13 protein-coding genes are annotated in these 18,187 nt (G+C 68.2%); 7 read left to right on the top strand and 6 right to left on the bottom strand.

The annotated features are described in order from the left end of the window. The first annotated feature begins 63 nt into the window (after positions 1–63). Positions 64–1,827, top strand: a complete 1,764-nt coding sequence (locus ACE191_RS01565; RefSeq protein ID WP_400190419.1) for an ATP-binding protein — start codon at positions 64–66, stop codon at positions 1,825–1,827. Positions 1,828–1,846: 19 nt separating this feature from the next. Here the strand turns inward: ACE191_RS01565 and ACE191_RS01560 are convergent, their stop codons facing one another. Then, positions 1,847–2,482, bottom strand: a complete 636-nt coding sequence (locus ACE191_RS01560) for a response regulator (protein ID WP_400190418.1) — start codon at positions 2,480–2,482, stop codon at positions 1,847–1,849. 169 nt (positions 2,483–2,651) lie between these two features. Here ACE191_RS01560 and ACE191_RS01555 point away from each other — a divergent pair, with 169 nt between their 5' ends. Further along, a complete protein-coding gene (locus ACE191_RS01555) occupies positions 2,652–7,295 on the top strand; it encodes a glycine-rich protein (protein ID WP_400190417.1) in 4,644 nt (1,547 codons plus the stop codon). A gap of 157 nt (positions 7,296–7,452) precedes the next feature. Here the strand turns inward: ACE191_RS01555 and ACE191_RS01550 are convergent, their stop codons facing one another. Next, positions 7,453–9,996, bottom strand: coding sequence for an excinuclease ABC subunit A (locus ACE191_RS01550; protein WP_400190416.1), 2,544 nt, complete (start codon positions 9,994–9,996; stop codon positions 7,453–7,455). Between the two features lie 175 nt (positions 9,997–10,171). On the opposite strand from ACE191_RS01550, the gene ACE191_RS01545 reads away from it, so the two are divergent. After that, positions 10,172–10,543, top strand: a complete 372-nt coding sequence (locus tag ACE191_RS01545; RefSeq protein WP_400190415.1) for a pentapeptide repeat-containing protein — start codon at positions 10,172–10,174, stop codon at positions 10,541–10,543. Positions 10,544–10,608: 65 nt separating this feature from the next. Continuing rightward, complete coding sequence (locus ACE191_RS01540; RefSeq protein WP_400190414.1) at positions 10,609–10,911, top strand: hypothetical protein; 303 nt, start codon at positions 10,609–10,611, stop codon at positions 10,909–10,911. 70 nt (positions 10,912–10,981) lie between these two features. Here ACE191_RS01540 and ACE191_RS01535 read toward each other — a convergent pair whose 3' ends face one another. Next, positions 10,982–11,512 carry a GNAT family N-acetyltransferase gene (locus ACE191_RS01535; RefSeq protein WP_400190413.1) on the bottom strand — a complete coding sequence of 177 codons (531 nt, stop codon included), beginning with the start codon at positions 11,510–11,512 and terminating at the stop codon, positions 10,982–10,984. Between the two features lie 23 nt (positions 11,513–11,535). Continuing rightward, on the bottom strand, positions 11,536–13,140 hold the full coding sequence (locus tag ACE191_RS01530) for a YdiU family protein (RefSeq protein ID WP_400190412.1): 1,605 nt from the start codon (positions 13,138–13,140) through the stop codon (positions 11,536–11,538). Positions 13,141–13,525: 385 nt separating this feature from the next. Between ACE191_RS01530 and ACE191_RS01525 the strand changes: the two genes are divergently transcribed. Further along, positions 13,526–14,608 carry an AI-2E family transporter gene (locus ACE191_RS01525; protein WP_400190411.1) on the top strand — a complete coding sequence of 361 codons (1,083 nt, stop codon included), beginning with the start codon at positions 13,526–13,528 and terminating at the stop codon, positions 14,606–14,608. A gap of 9 nt (positions 14,609–14,617) precedes the next feature. Here the strand turns inward: ACE191_RS01525 and ACE191_RS01520 are convergent, their stop codons facing one another. Then, on the bottom strand, positions 14,618–15,355 hold the full coding sequence (locus ACE191_RS01520) for an SGNH/GDSL hydrolase family protein (RefSeq protein ID WP_400190410.1): 738 nt from the start codon (positions 15,353–15,355) through the stop codon (positions 14,618–14,620). A gap of 256 nt (positions 15,356–15,611) precedes the next feature. Between ACE191_RS01520 and ACE191_RS01515 the strand changes: the two genes are divergently transcribed. Both ACE191_RS01515 and ACE191_RS01510 read left to right on the top strand, forming a co-directional pair. Beyond that, positions 15,612–16,505 (top strand): hypothetical protein, encoded by an 894-nt coding sequence (locus tag ACE191_RS01515; protein ID WP_400190409.1) that lies wholly within the window; start codon positions 15,612–15,614, stop codon positions 16,503–16,505. Between the two features lie 192 nt (positions 16,506–16,697). Next, positions 16,698–17,543, top strand: coding sequence for a universal stress protein (locus ACE191_RS01510; protein ID WP_400190408.1), 846 nt, complete (start codon positions 16,698–16,700; stop codon positions 17,541–17,543). A gap of 41 nt (positions 17,544–17,584) precedes the next feature. Here ACE191_RS01510 and ACE191_RS01505 read toward each other — a convergent pair whose 3' ends face one another. Continuing rightward, positions 17,585–18,169 (bottom strand): DinB family protein, encoded by a 585-nt coding sequence (locus tag ACE191_RS01505; RefSeq protein WP_400190407.1) that lies wholly within the window; start codon positions 18,167–18,169, stop codon positions 17,585–17,587. Between the last annotated feature and the right edge of the window lie 18 nt (positions 18,170–18,187).

Raw genomic sequence — 18,187 nt, 5'->3', positions numbered from 1 at the left:
TGCCGGCCCCGCGCCCGCGGGCCGCCAGTTGGCGGGCTTCCGCGCGCGGGGCTACCTTGCAGAATGAACTGGTTTGTCCGCCTGGGGCTGCTGCTCGCCTGCGTCTTACTGCTCCCCGATTCCGGGGCTGCCCGGCCCCTATCGGGCCTGGACAGCCTGCGGCAGCTGAGCCAGTGGCCGGTGCCGACGCAGCTGCGGCTGGCCCGCGCCCGCGTGACGCCGGCCTCCGCCCCCACCGTGCGGCAGCAGCTGCAGCGCCCCAACCTGCCGCGCACGGTGCGGGCCGAGCTGCTGGCCAACCTGGCGGGCCACTACCTGCACGAAAATCAGCCCAGCCTGGCCGTCATTCAGATGCTGCAAACCCGCCGCATGGCCCTCGACGACGGCGACTCGCTGCGCGCAGCCATTGCCTGCGAGTGGCTGTGCTACTCCTACTACCTGCTGCGCCAGCCCCAGCCCGGCATTGCCTACGGCCGCGAGGCCCTGCGCCTGGTGCCGCGCCGCACCGCCGCCGGCCGCCGGGAGCTGAGCGGCATCTACACCAACCTGGCCGACTGCGCCTCCCTGGCCCCCGACTACCGCCTGGCCACCGCCTGCTATGCCCAGGCCCTGCAGCTGGCGCGCGCCGACCGCGACACGGCTAACGTGGCGGTGCAGCTGGCCAACCTGGCGGCCATCAGCTTCCGGCAGCAGCAGGCCGCCCGCGCCAGCCAGCTGCTCGACTCGGCATACGCCGCCTATCCCCCGCCCCGCTACCCCAGCGTGCAGGTCCTGCTCGACGAGCTGCGGGGCCGGCTGGCGTACGCGCGGGGTCAGCACGCCGAGGCCGCCCGCATCCTCGAAGCCACCCGCCGCCGCAGCCACGCCGACCGCAACCTGCACGTGGAAATGAGCGCCACCGAAACCCTGGTGCCCGCCCTGGAAAAGCTCGGCCGCTACCGCAAGGCCCTGCGCCACCAGCGGCGCTATGCCGTGCTGCGCGACAGTTTGTTTGAGGAGTCGAGTGGCCGGCACGCCCGCGAGCTGCAGACGCTCTACCGCACCCAGCAGCAGGAGCAGCAGCTGGCCCGGCAGCGCCAGCACATTGCCGACCTGCAGGGGCGCACCCGCCTGCGCGAGGCCGAGCTCACGCGGCGCACCACGGTGTTTCTGGCCGTGCTGGCCGGGGCCGGACTTATGCTCGTGGTGGTGGTGGCGCGGCAGCGGGCCAAGCACCTGCTGGAACGCTCGGCCGCCGCCCTGCGCATGCGCAACCGCATTGCCGCCGACCTGCACGACGAAGTGGGCACGCTACTCACCCGCGTAAACCTGCAGGCCGAACTGCTGCGCCAGGGTCAGCCCGACCCGGCCCTCGACCGGCTGCTGACCAACAGCCGCGCTGCCGCCAGCACCATGCGCGACATCGTGTGGAGCATTGACGCGCAGGCCGACACAGTGGGCGCCCTGCTCGACCGCATGCGCGACCACCTCGACCAGACCGCGGCCGCCGCCGGCCTCGACACGGAGCTGACTACCAGCGGGCTGGCCGACCACGAGCCGCTGAGCCCGGAGCAGCGCCAGCACCTGTACCTGGTGTTCAAGGAAGCCGTAACCAACGCCGTGCGCCACGCCCGCCACGCCACCCGCCTGCACGTGACGCTGGCGCGCCAGCACGGCGAGCTATGCCTCACGGTGCAGGACAACGGCCGCCCCGGCGCCAGCACTACGCGCAGCGGCATGGGCCTGCGCAACATGCACCAGCGGGCCGCCGCCCTGCGCGGGCAGCTGGCCGCCGAGCCCCTGGCCGACCAGGGCTTCCGGGTGCAACTGACGGTGCCAGCCGGATAGAGCCAGAAAGGCCTGAATCTCAGAGCCGTCCCCGGGCGTGGCGGCTTACCAGCTCGGTGCGGCTGCCTACCTGCAGCTTTTTGTAGACGCGCTTGACGTAGGTGCGCACGGTTTCCACCGACAGCCCCAGCCGCGCCGCCACCTGCTTGTCGCCCAGCCCATCCACAATGGCTTCGACCACCTCCCGCTCGCGCTCCGAGAGTAGGTCGGGCTGCAGCGAGGGCGTGGGCTTGAAGTGGGCCAGCACCTTGCGCGCCACGGCCCGGCTCATGGGCGCCCCGCCGCGGTGTACTTCCAGCACGGCGGCCTTGTATTCTTCCAGCGGCATGTTCTTGAGCACGTAGCCGCTGGCCCCGGCGCACAGCGCCCGGTAAATGCGGTCGGCGTCGTCGAACACGGTTTGCATCACCACTTCGGTATCGGGCAGGCGCTGCTTGAGCAGGGGCAGCGCCTCCAGCCCGCTCATGCCGGGCAGGTGAATATCGAGCAGCAGCACCTGCGGCGGCTGCAGCAGGTCGGGCAGCTGCGCCAGAAAGCTTTCCACCGAATCGGCCACCAGCACGCACACCAGCTCGGGCTGCCGGCACAGGTAGCCCTCGAGCAGGGCCCGCACTTCGGCGTCGTCTTCTACCAGGGCCAGTCGAATCGGGGTCATGGCGCAAAGGACGCTTTCCTGCCCCCCGCAACCAAGCCCGGCCATACCCCCAAATGCGGTACACGCCCGGGTTGGAATAGGATTATGGGGGCGGCAAGTTTGTACCGGCAAACCTGCGCGGCGTCCGGTCGGACCAGCTGCGGGCCTGCCTTCCGCCTTTCCCGCTGATATGCACAAAGTTATACGGTACTCGCTGGCACTGGCCGCCGCGCTGGCTACGCAGATTCCCTCCCAGGCCCAGACCCCCGGCTCGGTGGGCATCGGCACGCCCGCGCCCGATGCCTCGGCCCTGCTCGATTTGACTTCCATCACCAAGGGCCTGCTCACCCCGCGCATGACGGCTCACCAGCGCGCAGCCATTCAGAACCCGGCCAAGGGGTTGATGGTGTTCCAGACCGATGCCTCGGTTGGCCTGTACTTCTTCGATGGAGTTAACTGGATTCAGCTGCCCAGTGGCCGGGTGCCCAATGCCCTTGGCATGGTGCCCCTGAGCGCGCCGCCGCAGTACGACAACAACGCCGTGGTGAGCACGGTGGCGGGTGCGCCGGCGGCGGGCTTCCAGGAGGGCACCGGGGCCGCGGCGCGCTTCAACCGCCCCCGGCACGTGGCCGTGGATGCGGCCGGCGTCGTGTACGTGGCCGATCAGGACAACCGGCGCATCCGCAAGATTCTGCCCAACGGCACCGTCAGCACCCTGGCCGGCTCGGGAGCCAACGGCAGCCAGGACGGCCCCGCGGCTTCGGCGGCGTTCAGCATTCCCTATGGGGTGGCCGTGGACGCCAACGGCGTGGTGTACGTGGCCGACATGGGCAACAGCAACATCCGCAAGATTTTGCCCAACGGCACCGTCAGCACCCTGGCCGGCTCCCTCAACCAGCCCATGGCCGTGGCCGTGGACGCCAACGGGGTAGTGTACGCGGCTACCAGTCATCAAATCGTGAAAATCCAGCCCAACGGCACCGCCAGCACCCTGGCCGGCTCGGGAACGGCCGGCTACCAAGACGGCACTGGCAGCGCCGCCCGGTTTGACACCCCCGTCGGCGTTGCCGTGGACGCGGCCGGCACCGTGTTCGTGGCCGACCTGCGCAACGAGCGCATCCGCAAGATTTTGCCCAACGGCACCGTCAGCACCCTGGCTGGCTCGGGCACGGCCGGCTACCAGGACGGCCCCGGCAGCACCGCCCGGTTCGATGCGCCCATGGGCGTGACGGTCGATGCATTCGGTGTCGTGTACGTGGGTGATGCCTCCAGCGGCCGCATCCGCAAAATCCAGCCCGACGGTACCGTAGGCACCCTAGCGGGGGCCGGTTACGGCTACCAGAATGGGCCCGCGGCTTCGGCGCAGTTCGGGTACGTATCGGGCGTGGCGGTGGCCTCCGATGGAGGAGTGCTTTACCTGAGCGACACGTACTCGTACGTTATCCGGAAGGTCGCCCGCGGGATGCTGGCCAACGCGGTGCCGGTTATCGGCAACCAGCAGCTGAGCTTAACGGGCCAGCAGCTAAGCCTGAGCGGCGCCAACTCCGTGACGCTGCCGTCCGGCGCCGACAACCTGGGCAACCACACCGCTACCCAGAACCTGAACCTGGCCGACAAGCAGCTGGTGGGCAACGGCGGCAGCACGGGCCTAAGCATCGGCAGCACGGGTAACGTGGGCATCGGCATCAGCGCGCCGACGCTCAAGCTTGACCTGGCCGGCTCCTTATCCTCGACCACTATCGGCACTGAGGGGCTGCTGCGCCTGACGCGGCCCACCGCCTCGGGTGTGAAGTACGCCAGCAGCGCCGAGTGGCGACTGGGCTCCTACGCCACCAACATCAGCGCCGCCTCGCGCCTCGACCTGGTGCTGGGCAACGGCAACACCAACGCCCCGGACGTGACGGTTCTCTCGGCACTGGGCAACGGCTCGGTGGGCATTGGCACCACGGCCCCCAACGCCAAGGCAGCCCTGGACGTGAGCAGCAGCACCCAGGGCTTTCTGCCCCCGCGCCTGAGCACCACCCAGCGCGACGCCCTGCAGCCCGCGGCCACCGAAAAGGGTCTGCTGGTGTACAACACCGACACCAACGTCCTGAACCTGTGGAACGGCGTGAACTGGAGCAATTACCTGCTCGACTCGACACCGGCCGGCGCTACCACACCTTCGCTGGCTCCCGTAACTTATACCAATGCCAACGCCGCTCATACCTACACGGTACCACCCGGCGTCAACCAGCTGGCGGTGGACATGACCGGCGGCAAGGGCGGTGGGGCTGATGGCGGCAACGGCGGCCGCGTGCAGGCCACGCTGACGGTAGTCCCGGGCCAGGTTCTGACCATTTACGTGGGCTCGGCGGGCAGCCTGCCCAGCCCCGGCTACAACATGGGCGACGCCGGCGGCGGCTTCAGCTTTGGCGGCAACGGGGCCCCGGTTGTCGATCAGGGTGGCGGCGGCGGGGCCAGCAGCGACATCCGCATCGGCGGCACCGCGCTCAGCAACCGTGTGCTGGTGGCTGGTGGCGGGGGCGGCCGCGGCTGGAGCAGTTCCCGCACGGCCGGCGGCGGCGCGGGCGGCGGCCTGACGGGCGGCGCCGGCGCGACCAACTGGTTTTACAGCGGCGGAGGCGGTGGCACCCAATCGGGCGGCGGGGCGACGCCTGCGGGGTCGAACGGCACAGCGGGCGTGCTGGGCGCAGGGGGTGCGGCGGGCAGCCGCGCCGGTGGCGGTGGCGGCGGCTACTACGGCGGCGGTGGCAGCGGCGGCGACGGGACCAACTTCAACGGCGGCGGCGGCGGCGGCGGCTCCTCGTACGCGGCGCCGGGCCTTACTTCCAACGTGGTGCACACCCAAGGCTTCCAGGCAGGCAACGGCTACGTAACCATCACGCCCCGGCTCGTGGCGCCCGTGCTCGACGGCTCAAACTTCGTGAATGTACCCGGCGACAACTTAGGCAACCACACCGCCACCCAGAACCTGAACCTGGGCACCAACGCGTTGGTGGGCAACGGCAGCAGCCAGGGGCTGGGCATCAGCAGCGGCGGCGGCGTGCTGCTGCCCGCGGGCGTGATTCAGCGCGGCGGCGCGGCCATTACCGGCACCACCGACCTGGGTTTGTACTCGCGGGTGAGCGGCAACTATATGCGCCTGGTGACCAACGCGGCTCCCATTCGCTTCTACTCCGACGACAACACCGGCACCACGCCCAACGTGAGCTTTGAAAGCAACGGCAACGTGGGCATTGGCACCGGCAACAACGCGCCCGACAACCGCCTCGACGTGCAGAGTGTGGGCCGCAGCGGCAGCCACGCCACCAGCCGCACGCTGTACGTCACCGGCGACTTCAACGAAGCCGGTGGCGGCCCGGAATTCCGCCACTCCAACGGCACCCAGGGCATCGGCCTCGGCTACAACTCGCTGTACGGCGCCGGCTCCAACCCCAATCAACACCTGAACCTGCTGCCCAAGGGCAACGGCGGCGTGGGCATCGGCACCACCACACCGGAGGCGCTGCTCGACGTGAACGGCAACCAGCGGGTGCGCGGCGCGCTGAGCTTCGGCAGCAGCACCCGGCAGATGCTCAACCTGTGGAACGAAGTCTATGGCATCGGGGTGCAGGACGGCACCCAGTACTTCCGCTCGGGCGAGTCCTTTGCCTGGTACGCAGGCGGCGGGCACAGCAACGCCCAGTTTGACGCCGGCGGCGGCACCCAGCAGATGGTGCTGACCAACGGCCGGCTGGGCATCGGCACGGGCTTCAGCAACGCGGCCCTGCCCAACGGCCCGTTGGAAATCCGCCAGCACAGCCCCTACCTGGTGCTGCACTCGCCCAACAATGCCTGGGCCGCCTTCGGCCTGGATGTCAACGACAGCTACAAGCTCAAACTCTCGGATGGCCCCAACGTCGGCGGCACCAACTACCTCACGTTTGGCCAAACCAGCACCAGCACCAACACCGGTGGTACCATCGGCTTGGTCGGCATCGGCACCACCAACCCCGCCTTCCCGCTCGACGTGCAGACGTCCGTTACGCCCGGCAACTTCGCCTACGGCTTTATCAACGGCAGCGGCTCGACGGGCTACACCGGCAGCAACACCGGCCCGGTGAGCATCCGGGCCGCGGGCCGGGTAGTGGCGACCGAGTTCAACGCCAACTCGGATGCGCGACTGAAAACCGTGGTTGGTCTTTCCGACCGCGCCGCCGACCTAAGCCTGCTGCGCCGCCTGCGCATCACCGACTACACCATGCGCGACCGGGTGCAGTACGGCACCCGCACCTTTAAGAAGGTTATTGCCCAGGAGGTCGAGCAGGTGTTTCCGCAGGCCGTGAGCCAGCAGGCCGGCTTCCTGCCCGACGTGTACGCCGTGGCCAGCGGCGTGGAAGCCCAGGGCGACTCGCTGCTGCGCCTGACCTTGCCAGCGCCCTCGCAGGCCCGGGCCGGGCAGCGCATCAAGCTCATCGGCCCGGCCGGTGAGGTCATTGGGGCCGTAAAGGCCGCCAGCGGCGCGACGCTGCTGGTACGGGGCGCCGCCAAGCTGGCCGGCCAGCAGGTGTTCGTATTCGGCCTGGAGCACCCCGACGTGCGCTCGGTCGACTACGAGGCGCTGGCCATGCTGGGCGTGTCGGCCACCCAGGAGCTGGCCCGGCAGCTGGAGCAGCTGCAGCAACAGAATGCCCTCCTGAAGCAGCAGGTCGGTGCGCTGCAGAACGCAGCTGCCGCCCAGCAGACGCAGACCAGTCAGCAGCTGCAGGTCCAAGCCGCCCAAACGGCCGAGCTGGCCCAGCGCCTGAAAGTGCTGGAAAGCCTGCTCACCACCCAGGCTTCGCTGAAATAATAAAGCAGCCTGCGGCCGCGGTTTCAAACCGGCGGAAATGAACAGTCCCAACCGAAACGGTGCCGCGGCCCTAGGTCACGGCACCGTTTCGATTCAGGGGCCGGGCATTCAACTCCCCGACAGCGGCGGCTAGTGCCAGGTTGCGGGGATTCGCCCCTTATTCCCCGCCCGTCAGAAACCGTTTCAGGTAGGGCGCGGTGCGGCTGGCGCGGCTGCGCGCTACTTCGGCGGGCGGACCGGCGGCCACTACCGCCCCGCCCTCGTCGCCCGCGCCGGGGCCCATGTCGATAACCCAGTCGCTGCCGGCCACCACGCGCATGTCGTGCTCCACCACGATGACGGTGTTGCCGGCATCCACCAGCCCGTCGAGCTGCACCAGCAGGCGCTCCACGTCGGCGGGGTGCAGGCCGGTGGTGGGCTCGTCGAGCACGTAGAGCGAGTGGCCCCGGCCCTGGCGCTGCAGCTCGGTGGCCAGCTTGATGCGCTGGGCCTCGCCCCCGCTCAGCTCGGTAGCGGGCTGGCCCAGGCGCAGGTAGCCCAAACCCACCTCGCGCAGCACCGTAAGGGCGCGGTGCACGGCGGGCTCGTCGGCAAAGAACTCCCAGGCCGCGTCCACCGTGAGGCCCAGCACCTCGGCGATATTCTTGCCCTGGTAGGTTATTTCCAGGGTTTTGGTGTTGTAGCGGGCGCCCTGGCACACCGGGCAGGGTGCGTACACCGAGGGCAGAAACAGCAGCTCCACCATCACGAACCCCTCGCCCTGGCAGTTTTCGCAGCGCCCCTTGGCCACGTTGAAGGAAAAGCGGCCCGCGTCGTAGCGGCGCTGCCGGGCCTGGGGCGTGGCCGCAAACAGCTTGCGCACGTGGTCGAACAGCCCGGTGTAGGTGGCCATGTTGGAGCGCGGCGTGCGCCCGATAGGCTTCTGATCGACCCGTACCAGGCGGCGGATGGTTTCCAGGCCGGCCACGATGCGCCCCCCGGTTTCGGCGGGCGCGGCCTGCTCCAGCGGGTCGGTTTCTTCTTCCTCGGCCGGCAGCGCGTGGCCCAGCTGGGCCGCCACCAGCTCCACCAGCACCTGGCTCACCAGGCTCGACTTGCCCGAGCCCGACACGCCGGTGACGGTGGTGAGCACGCCCAGCGGAAAGGCCACGTCGAGGCCCGTGAGGTTGTTGCGCCTGACGCCCGCCAACTTCAGCCAGCCGGCCGGCTCGCGCGGGGTGCGGGCCTCCTGCAGCGTCGGGTCGAACAGGTAGCGGCGCGTCTGCGAGGGCCCCACATCGGCCAGGCCGGCGGGCGGGCCGCTGTAGAGCACCTCGCCGCCCTGCTCGCCGGCGGCGGGCCCCACGTCCACCAGCCAGTCGGCGCGGCGCACCACGTCGAGGTTGTGCTCGACCACGAACAGGGAGTTGCCGGCGGCTTTCAGGCCCGCCAGAGCGTTGAGCAGGGCCTCGGTATCGGAGGGGTGCAGGCCCGCCGAGGGCTCGTCGAGCACGTACACCACCCCGAACAGGTGCGAGTACAGCTGGGTGGCCAGGCGCAGGCGCTGCAGCTCGCCGGGCGAGAGCGTGGGCGTGCTGCGCTCCAGCGAGAGGTAGCCCAAACCCAGGTCGAGCAGCACGGCCAGGCGGGCGCACAAGTCGGCCGCAATCCGCTGGGCCACTATCGCCTGCTCGGGGTGGGCCGCGTCGTGCCGCTGGCGCTTGGCGGTGCCCGCGGCGAAGGGGCGCAGCCGCTCGGCCACGCGCTTGAGCGGCAGGTGCCCCAGGTCGGCAATATCGAGCCCGGCGAAGGTGACCGAGAGGGACTCGGGCCGCAGGCGCTTGCCGTGGCACAGCGGGCACTCGGTGCTGAGCATGTACTGCAAAGCCCGCTTTTTCATCAGGGGGCTTTGGGTGTTGGCGAAGGTGTGCAGCACGTGGCGCCGCACGCTGGTGAAGGTGCCCATGTAGTTGGGCGGCTCCTTGCGCTTGAGGGCCCGCTGCGTTTCGGCGGGCGAGTAGCCCGGGTACACCGGCACCACCGGCTGCTCGTCGGTAAACAGAATCCAGTCGCGCTGCTTTTGGGGCAGGTCCTGCCAGGGAACGTCCACGTCGTAGCCCAGGGTCACCAGGATGTCGCGCTGGTTCTGCCCGCCCCAGGCCGGCGGCCAGGCGGCAATGGCCCGCTCGCGGATGGTGAGCGTGGGGTCGGGCACCATGCTCTGCTCGGTGACTTCGTAGATGCGGCCCAGGCCGTGGCAGCTGGGGCAGGCGCCCTCGGGGGTGTTGGGCGAAAACGCCTCGGCGTAGATGATGCCCTGCCCCGCGGGGTAGTCGCCGGCGCGCGAGTACAGCATGCGCACCAGGTTGGAAAGCGTGGTAACCGAGCCCACCGACGAGCGCGTGGTGGGCGTGCCGCGCTGCTGCTGCAAAGCCACGGCCGGCGGCAGCCCGTCGATGCTGTCGACCTCGGGCACGGCCATCTGGTGAAACAGGCGCCGCGCGTAGGGCGACACCGACTCGAGGTAGCGGCGCTGGGCCTCGGCGTAGAGCGTGCCGAAGGCCAGGCTGGACTTACCCGAGCCCGATACGCCGGTGAACACCACCAGCGCGTCGCGCGGAATCTGCAGGTCGACGTTCTTGAGGTTGTGCTCCCGGGCCCCGCGCACGCGCACGAAGCCGGTGAAATCGGAAGCGGGGGACGAAGCAGCGGGTTGCGCCATAATGCCGGGCCGGGAGGTTGATGAGGACGCGAAATAAACCGGCGTACGCAAGCCCGGCTTGCTTGGTCGGGCAAAAAGGCGGCAAGCTACCGCGCCTACGTCCCGAAGGCCGCGGCAGACTCATTCCTATCTTCGTCAAAGTCCAATACCCAGCTCCCTCTTTGTCGCCCTTGTCGTGTCTGATATCACCACCCGAGAACAACTGCTGCAGGCTTACCGCAGCGGCCAACGCTATTTCGAGGGCCTGGAACTAGAAATTACCGAAACCTTAACCGACGCGGTGCTCAGCGGAGCCGTATTCCGGCACTGTTGGCTGAACGTTGATTTTATCCGCGCCGACCTGACCAGCTGTCAATTCCTGGAGTGCAGCCTGAAAACGGCGGATTTCAGCCACTCCAACCTTACCAATGCCACCATCCAGGGCTGCACCGTCGAAGACACCCGATTTAGTCAGGCAATTGTAACGGGCTTCGTCTTTGAGCAAAACTCCGCTTACGGGCAGGATACCGGGCAGCAGGACTTCGACGACTTCATCTATTTTTTCTGAGCCGCACCAAACCCGGCAACACCCATCCTTGGCGGCCCCCTCCACTACCAACGCTGATTACACTTATGGCAACGCACATCACGGTTTATGAACTGGAAATCCTGTTCCGACAGGCTCTCACTTACCTCCGAGCCAACAGCCTTGACAGTCAGTTCAGCCTCGATACGGACTATTATGCCCTCTTGCCTACTGATAAGTGGGAGGACATGGAGAATCTGGCAAAGCCGGAAGTCGTTATCGGCTCCTTGGTGGATGATGTCACCGAATTGCAGCGAGTAGCAACGCAAACGATACCCTTCACCTCCGTCGATTTGGACCGGCTTGCTTCGGTTCTGCGGGCACTGAGTCAATCCATCAGCCCCATCTGATTACCACTCCGCCCGCTTCCCGCGGGTTCAACCGGCACCCAAGGAAACCGCCCGGCAACAGTTTCGTGGCTTAGCCCTCTCCTACCGCCTTTTCCAGCACCAGCAGCGTGAGCGTCTGCCGGGGCTGGCCGGCGCCGTGGTCGGCGTGCAGGGGGCGCACTTCGCCGGTGGGCTGGTAGCCGCGCCGGGCGTACCAGGCCAGCAGGTCGGGGCGCTCGGCCAGCACGGTCATCACCACGCTCCGGAGCCCTTGCTGCCGGGCGTGGTCCTCGGCCGCGGCCAGCAGCTGCCGCCCCAGGCCGCCGGCCTGCCGCTCGGGGTCCACGGCCAGCAAACCCAGATACAATTGCGGGGGCTGAGCGGCCAGATACACGCAGCCCAGCAGCCGGCGCTGCGCGTCGCGGGCGGTCAGGATGAGAGCCGCGGGCGTACTCAGCAGCTCCCGCAGGTCGGCGGTGCTGGCGCGCGGGCCGCTGAGCAGGTGGGCTTCGTGGGTCCAGCCCGGGGCCGCGTCGGTGCCGCGGTAGGCGCGGTTGACGAGTATTTCCAGCGCGGGTAGGTCGGCCGCGGTGGCCGGCTCCCAATGAGCAACAGGGTTCATAGCGCAAACGTACTGCCGCCGGACTACGAGCTGCACGAGAGCGTAGCGCTGCCGGGCTTGTCGCGGGCCCAGTCGGGGCGCTTGGCGGCCAGCTCGTCGTGCTCGGGCTGCTCGTCGTAGGGGTTCCTGAGCACCTCCATCAGCCGGTTCAGCTTCGACAGGTCGCCCACCTCGGCCGCCTCAATGGCCAGCTGGGCCAGGTAGTTGCGCAGCACGTACTTGGGGTTGGCGGCCAGCATGTCGGTGCGAATGGCCTCGGGCGCCCGGGTTTCGCGGCGCAGGCGCGGGGCGTACTGCGCCAGCCACTGCAACAGCACTGCTTCCTCGTCGGCCGTCATGGAATAGGCGGCCGCCGTGAGCACCTCCCGGAAACGGGCTTCCTGCTCGGCCGGGGCCGTGAGCAGCGCGGGCGCGGCCTGCGAGAGGTGGCGAAAGAACAACGTCATGTCGATTTCGGAGGCGGCCAGTGCTTCGTGCAGACTGTCAATCAGGGCCTGGTCTTCCTCGTCGGGGGCCAGGGCCGAGAGGCCGAGCTTGCGGCGCGTGAGCTGCAGCTGCTCGGCGGCCAGCATGCTGGTGTACAGGTCGAGGCCGGCGCGCAACTCCTGGGGGTCGGGCACCAGTGGCACCAGGGCGCGGGCCAGCTGCAGCAGGTTCCAGAGCGCCACCTGCGGCTGCTGCCCGTAGGCGTAGCGGCGGGTGCCGAAATCGGTGGTGTTGGGCGTCCAGTCGGGGTCGTAGGGCTCCAGCCAGCCGTAGGGACCGTAATCGATGGTGAGGCCCAGCACCGACATGTTGTCGGTGTTCATCACTCCGTGCACGAAGCCTACGGCCATCCAGCGGGCAATCATGCGGGCGGTGCGGCGGCTTACTTCCTCAAACCAGCGCACATATACTGCCGGCCCCGGCTCGCCCAGCTCGGCGAAGTGGTGGCGAATCACGTAGTCGGCCAGGGCGCGCAGGTTATCGATTTCGCCGCTAGCGGCCAGGATCTGGAAGTTGCCGAAGCGCACGAAAGTGGGCGCCACCCGCGCCACGATGGCCCCGGGCTCGGGCTGCGGATTGCCGTTGTAGAACATGTCGCGCACCACCACGTCGCCGGTGGCGACCAAGCTCAGGGCCCGGGTGGTGGGCACGCCCAGGTAGTGCATGGCCTCGCTGCACAGAAATTCCCGCAGCGAGGAGCGCAGCACGGCCCGGCCGTCGGCGCGGCGCGAGTAGGGCGTGGGGCCTGCGCCCTTAAGCTGAATTTCCCAGCTCGTGCCGTCGCGGGCCGTCAGCTCGCCCAGCGACATGGCGCGGCCGTCGCCGAGCTGCCCGGCCCAGTTGCCGAACTGGTGCCCGCCGTAGCGCGCCGCGAAGGGCTTCATGGTGTCGGTAACGCGGTTGCCGGCCAGCGCCTCCACGGCCGGACCCTGCTCGTCGGGGCGGGCCAGCCCCAGGAAATCGGCCAGCTCCTCGGACCAGGCCAGCAGCCGGGGCTGGCGCACGGGCGTGGGCTGCACGCGCGAGTAGTGCACGCCGGCCACCTGCCGGGGACGCAGGTCGAGGGAGTCTTCACCGCGCAGCTCGTCCACGAAGGAGTTGTGAAAGGCGGCCTGGTCGAATTGGGGAGGGTGCGTGTTCATCGGCTCAAAAGTAGAGTAGCTGCCGCCGGCTGCAGCGCGGTGGCGCTTCATTCAACCCGATTGGGGCGCGCAAGGTTGGCCCCGGCGGCGCCGCGCCCCGGGGCGGGCGTGTCTTTGCCCGGTGTTCCTGTCCTTTCCCGGTGCGCGGCAGGCGCTGGCCGGGAAAGGATTATTGGCACTATCCGGCCAGCACCTGCCGAGCAGCCAGCGGCTCCGTTCGACGCGGACGAGTAGGTACCGGCCTGAACGGCGCAGCATCGGCACAGGTGTGCTCCGACTGGCAGCCGAGCCGCATCCCGGGCGGGGCTGTCGGCGTAGAGGCAGCTCAACGGGAGCGGTGCCGACTGGGTCGGCGGCGGCTTCCGGCCTTCCTCCTCCCCTTTCTATGCAAAGCATTCCCCTGCCCCGCGTCAACGCCCTGCTGCTGCTGGCCCTGCTCACGGTAGCCCTGCTGCATTTCGGCCGGCTGTTTCTGGTGCCGCTGGCGTTTGCGGCGGTGCTGGCCATGCTGCTGGCGCCCCTGGGCAACCGCCTCGAACGCTGGGGCCTGGGTCGGGCCCTGGCGGCGCTGCTGTGTTTGGTGGTGGTGCTGCTGTTTGTGGGCGGCATGGGCTGGGCCATTGGGGCGCAGGTGGCCAACATCTCCGAACAGCTGCCCCAGATTCAGGAAAAATTCACCCAGCTGCTGGGCCAGGCCCAGCACTGGATTCAGCAGCAGTTTGGCGTGGCCCCGCAGCAGCAGATTCGCTTCGTGCAGGAGCAGATCGGCAAGCTGGCGCAGTCGGCCAACAAGTATTTCACGTCCTCGCTCAAGGGCGTGGCGGGCCTGCTCGGCGGCTTTGCCCTCACCCTGCTCTACCTATTTTTCCTGCTCTGGCAGCGCGGCAAGTTCCGCGAGTTTTTCCTGAAGCTGAGCGCCCCCGCCAACCGCGCCGAAACCGAGCGCATGCTGAACCAGATAACCAAGGTGGCGGGCCAGTACCTGGTGGGCCGGCTGCTGTCGGTGCTGTTTCTGACGGCTTTTTACGCGGTGGGCTTTTCCGTCATCGGCCTGAAGAATGCCCTGCTGCTAAGCCTTATTGCCGCCCTGCCCACGCTGGTACCCTACGTGGGCGCGTTCGTGGGCGGCTTTTTTCCGGTGGTCATGGCCATGGTGAGCGGCTCCACGGGTATGGTGCTGCCCACGGCGAGCGTCATCGTGGCGGCCCAGGTTATCGACAACAACCTCATCGAGCCGCTGGTCATGGGCGCGCAGCTCAACCTGAGTCCCTTCTTCACCATCGTGGCCGTGGTGCTGGGCGAGCTGCTGTGGGGCGTGCCGGGCATGATTCTGTTTGAGCCCCTGTTCGCTATCGTGCGCATCGTGTGCAGCCACATGCCCGTGCTGCACCCCTACGCCTTCCTGCTCGAAGACGAGGTGCGGGAGCCCGGCTGGCTGCGCAAGCTCAAGCGCCGCTTCGGCCGCTAAGGCCGTGTCCTACGCCAGCTGCAACGGCGCCAGGGCCAGCAGATGCGCCTCTACCGCCGTCGCGAACAGGGCCGCACCCCGGCTGTTGAGGTGCCCGCCGTCGATGGTCAGGTGCAGCCCGCGCTGCCGGCTCAGGGCATCGGCGCGCCCGAAAAAGCACTGCACCCGGTCGGCCCAGGCGGTGTTGAAAAAGCTGTTCATCAGGTAGTCGCGCCCGGGCGGCAGCTGAGCCAGCTCCTGGTCGAAGGCCGCGCCGGCGTCGGCTACCGCGCAGTTCAGCTCGGCCCCGGTGCGGCGGATGATGTCGTTGTAGCGGTTGCGCTGCCCGTTCAGGGGCGTAGCGAGTTGCTCGCCGAGGCAGCCCAGCGTCAGCAGCACTACCTGGGCGGAGCTGTGGCGGCGCAGGGAAGCCACTGTTTCGCGGTAGTGCCGGGCGAAGTCGACTTCGTCGGGCAGGGGCTGGTAGCCCTGGCGCCGGAGCTGCTGCCAGGCCTGCCGCCACCAGAAGCCGCGTGCCGGAAAGGTGGGCAGCAGCAGGTCGTTGGCCCCGGCCTCAAACACCACCGCGTCGTAGGCGGCGCCCGCCCGCAGGCGCTGGTGCAGGCGCCGGGCAATGCTCAGCAGCGGCTCGCCGTTGACGCCCGCGTTTTCGATCTGCCAGTGGGGGTGGCGCCGGGCCAGCTGGCGCACAAAGCTCACGCCTACCGTGCCGCGAATCAGGCTGTCGCCGATAAACAAGATCTTCATGATGAACCGGGCCTGCGACCTTTCCGGAGCTGCTTAAGCAGCAGTATGTCCCGAGTCGCAAACCGCGGCAATATCCGCCGTGGGCGGCGGCCGGCAAGGCCTATCACATGCTTATGCGAGGGCTGATGCGGCGTGACTTATGCTGGCAGCAGCCCACCGCCGGGCCATCATCACTATTCCAAGCTCGGCAATAACATTTCGGCTGAGCCTGCAGTAAATCCTTGCCTAAACCACAACCTAAACCTCATTTCCCGCCATGGCCAACTACAATCAGCACCCCGACGAAGACCGCGACTACCGCAGCCGCAACCAGAATTCCGACTACCAGAGCCGCAGCCGCAACCGCTACGGCGACGATGATGACCAGGATTACCGCCGCAGCCAGAATCAGTACGGCGGCCGCTACGACGACAGCTCCCGCTCCGAAAGCACCCGCGGCGTGAGCGGCAACGATGGCTACAGCCGCTCCTCCTCGTCCGACCAGGATAGCTACGGCCGCTCCTCGGGCATGGGCCGATCGGGCAGCATGGGCAGCTATGGTATGAGTGGCTCGCAGGGCATGAACCGCGGCCGCTCGTCGTACGAGCAGGACGACTACGGCCGCTCCGGCAGCTTGGGCCGCAGCGGGATGAGCAACTCGGGCATGAGCGGCTACGGCAGCTCGGGCCGTGGCAGCTACGAGCAGCGCGGCATGGGCAGCCAGCACGACCAGGACCGCTGGGGCGTCGACAGCAGCTCCAACTACAGTTCGCGTAACCAGGGCAGCTACGGCAGCTCGGGCATGGACCGCGGCTACGGCAACCAGGACCGCTATGGTTCCCAGGGCATGGGCCGCTCGTCGTACGAGCAGGACGACTACGGCCGCTCGGGTAGCATGGGTCGGGGCAACTGGGGCTCGTCGGGCAACTCGGGCATGAGCAACTACGGCAGCCAGAGCAACATGGACCGCGGCTACGGCAGCGGCCGCTCGGGCTACGGCAGCACCCCCGACTACGACGAAAACAGCCGCTACCGCCAGAGCCGCCGTTCCGAAGACCGCGACGATGACCGCCACGAAAACCGCGGCTTCTTCGACCGCATGGGTGAGCGAATCTCCAACTGGTTCGACGACGACGATGACCGCAACGACCGCGGCGGCCGCTGGCGCTAAGCCCCGGCACCCCATTGAGTAAGGCCAAGGCCCGGGCAATTGTCCGGGCCTTGGTGTTTTCGGGCGGGTTGGTGTAGGTGAAATATCACGCGGTTGAGTTGCTTAATCTTCGCCGCGGCATACTAAATAGTCATAAAATATATTTATATTATCAAATAAAATTCTGTTTTGGGCGCCTTCTGCTGTACTGCCATGAAAAACATCCTGGTTCCTACCGACTTCTCGCCGCAGGCCCACAATGCCTTCGAAGTGGCCCTGCAGCTGGCCCGCCGCACCGGCGGCCGCGTCACGCTGCTGCACGTGCTGGATTTGCCGCACGGTTCCCGCCTCTCCTCCACTGGTGGGCCGGTGGGCGGCAGCGGCCTCAACGACGTGTTCACCATCAAGCTGTTGCAGGTCACCAAGCAGCGCATGCACGCCCTCATGGCCGAAGCGGCCCACCTGGCCGAGGGCGTACCGGTAGAGGACATCGTGCAGGACGGCGCCATTGAAACCGCCATCCTGGAGGAAATCCGCGCCCGCAACATCGACCTGATGGTGCTCGGCTCGCACGAGCACGGCCCCGAAACGCACTTCTTTTCCGACTCCGACACCGAGCGGCTGGTGCGGCTGGCTTCCTGCCCGGTGCTCACCGTGAAGCACCCCACGCCCAATTTCGACGTGCACCACATCGTGTTTGCCTCCGATTTTTCGGCCGAGGCCGACCGGGTGGTGCCCGCCCTGCGCCAGATTCAGGCCACCTTTCCCGCCGCCCGGCTGCACCTGCTCGACGTGGTGACCAGCAGCAGCCAGCACGCGGCGGCCCTGGAGCGCATCCACGCCTTTGCCTACCGCCACCAGCTGGCCCACTACGAGCCCGACGTGTTTGCCGCGCCCAAAGCCAGCACCGGCATTCCGCGCTTTGCCGAGCAGGCCCACGCCGACCTGGTGGTGATGCTCACCCACGGCCGCACCGGCCTGAGCCACCTGCTGCAGGGCAGCGTGGCCGAAACGGTAGTGACCCACACGGCCTCACCGGTACTCACGGTGCACATCTAGCGCCGCTTAGCCAGCCTATCCTATCAGCGCAGCCCCGGCCCTCAGCCGGGGCTTTCCGTTTGCAGCACCCTTGGCTCCTGGGCCTGGGCGCCCGGCAGCAGCGGCAGACACCGCTCATTCCACAGCTGCAGGTGGTGGGCTTCGTGGCCAGACAGCATGTAGCTCAGGGCCCGCACGCTCACGGGCATGCCGCTGGCCGTACCCTGCCGCGCCAGTGCCTCGGGGCCGAATGAGTCGAGCAGGGCCAGGGTAGCGGCGCGCACGGCCTGGTACTCGCGCAGGATGTCGGCCAGCGGCCGGGCATCGGCTCCGGAATGCGCGGTAAACTGGTCCTGGTCGAAGCCGGGCAGGGGCTGAACTTCGCCGCGGGCAATACAGAAGGCGCGGTAGGCAAACACGCGCTCGGTATCGATGATGTGCACCAGGGTTTCCTTGATGCTCCACTTGCCGGGCGCGTAGCGGAACAGGGCCTGCTCGTTGCTAAGCCCGGCAATGGTGGCCTGCAGCGCGGCGGCCTGCGCGCGCAGCTGCTGGCGCGGGTCGTGGCCGGCGGGAATCTGCCGGATGTAACCTTCGTAGTAGGTGCCGTACTCGGCGGCGGTGGGGCGAATGGTGAAGTGGTTCATAGCGCCGCGAAGCTACGC

The organism is Hymenobacter sp. B81, assembly GCF_044628455.1.
In the GTDB taxonomy this organism is placed as follows: domain Bacteria; phylum Bacteroidota; class Bacteroidia; order Cytophagales; family Hymenobacteraceae; genus Solirubrum.
The sequence above is the reverse complement of the archived record's forward strand: the minus strand, read 5'-3'. Positions and strand labels throughout refer to the sequence as shown.

What these genes read in the sequence shown, in the direction of transcription:
- ACE191_RS01565 (WP_400190419.1), top strand. Translation starts at nt 64, where the DNA reads ATGAACTGGTTTGTCCGCCTGGGGCTGCTGCTCGCCTGCGTCTTACTG.
- ACE191_RS01560 (WP_400190418.1), bottom strand. Translation starts at nt 2,482, where the DNA reads ATGACCCCGATTCGACTGGCCCTGGTAGAAGACGACGCCGAAGTGCGG.
- ACE191_RS01555 (WP_400190417.1), top strand. Translation starts at nt 2,652, where the DNA reads ATGCACAAAGTTATACGGTACTCGCTGGCACTGGCCGCCGCGCTGGCT.
- ACE191_RS01550 (WP_400190416.1), bottom strand. Translation starts at nt 9,996, where the DNA reads ATGGCGCAACCCGCTGCTTCGTCCCCCGCTTCCGATTTCACCGGCTTC.
- ACE191_RS01540 (WP_400190414.1), top strand. Translation starts at nt 10,609, where the DNA reads ATGGCAACGCACATCACGGTTTATGAACTGGAAATCCTGTTCCGACAG.
- ACE191_RS01535 (WP_400190413.1), bottom strand. Translation starts at nt 11,512, where the DNA reads ATGAACCCTGTTGCTCATTGGGAGCCGGCCACCGCGGCCGACCTACCC.
- ACE191_RS01530 (WP_400190412.1), bottom strand. Translation starts at nt 13,140, where the DNA reads ATGAACACGCACCCTCCCCAATTCGACCAGGCCGCCTTTCACAACTCC.
- ACE191_RS01525 (WP_400190411.1), top strand. Translation starts at nt 13,526, where the DNA reads ATGCAAAGCATTCCCCTGCCCCGCGTCAACGCCCTGCTGCTGCTGGCC.
- ACE191_RS01520 (WP_400190410.1), bottom strand. Translation starts at nt 15,355, where the DNA reads ATGAAGATCTTGTTTATCGGCGACAGCCTGATTCGCGGCACGGTAGGC.
- ACE191_RS01515 (WP_400190409.1), top strand. Translation starts at nt 15,612, where the DNA reads ATGGCCAACTACAATCAGCACCCCGACGAAGACCGCGACTACCGCAGC.
- ACE191_RS01510 (WP_400190408.1), top strand. Translation starts at nt 16,698, where the DNA reads ATGAAAAACATCCTGGTTCCTACCGACTTCTCGCCGCAGGCCCACAAT.
- ACE191_RS01505 (WP_400190407.1), bottom strand. Translation starts at nt 18,169, where the DNA reads ATGAACCACTTCACCATTCGCCCCACCGCCGCCGAGTACGGCACCTAC.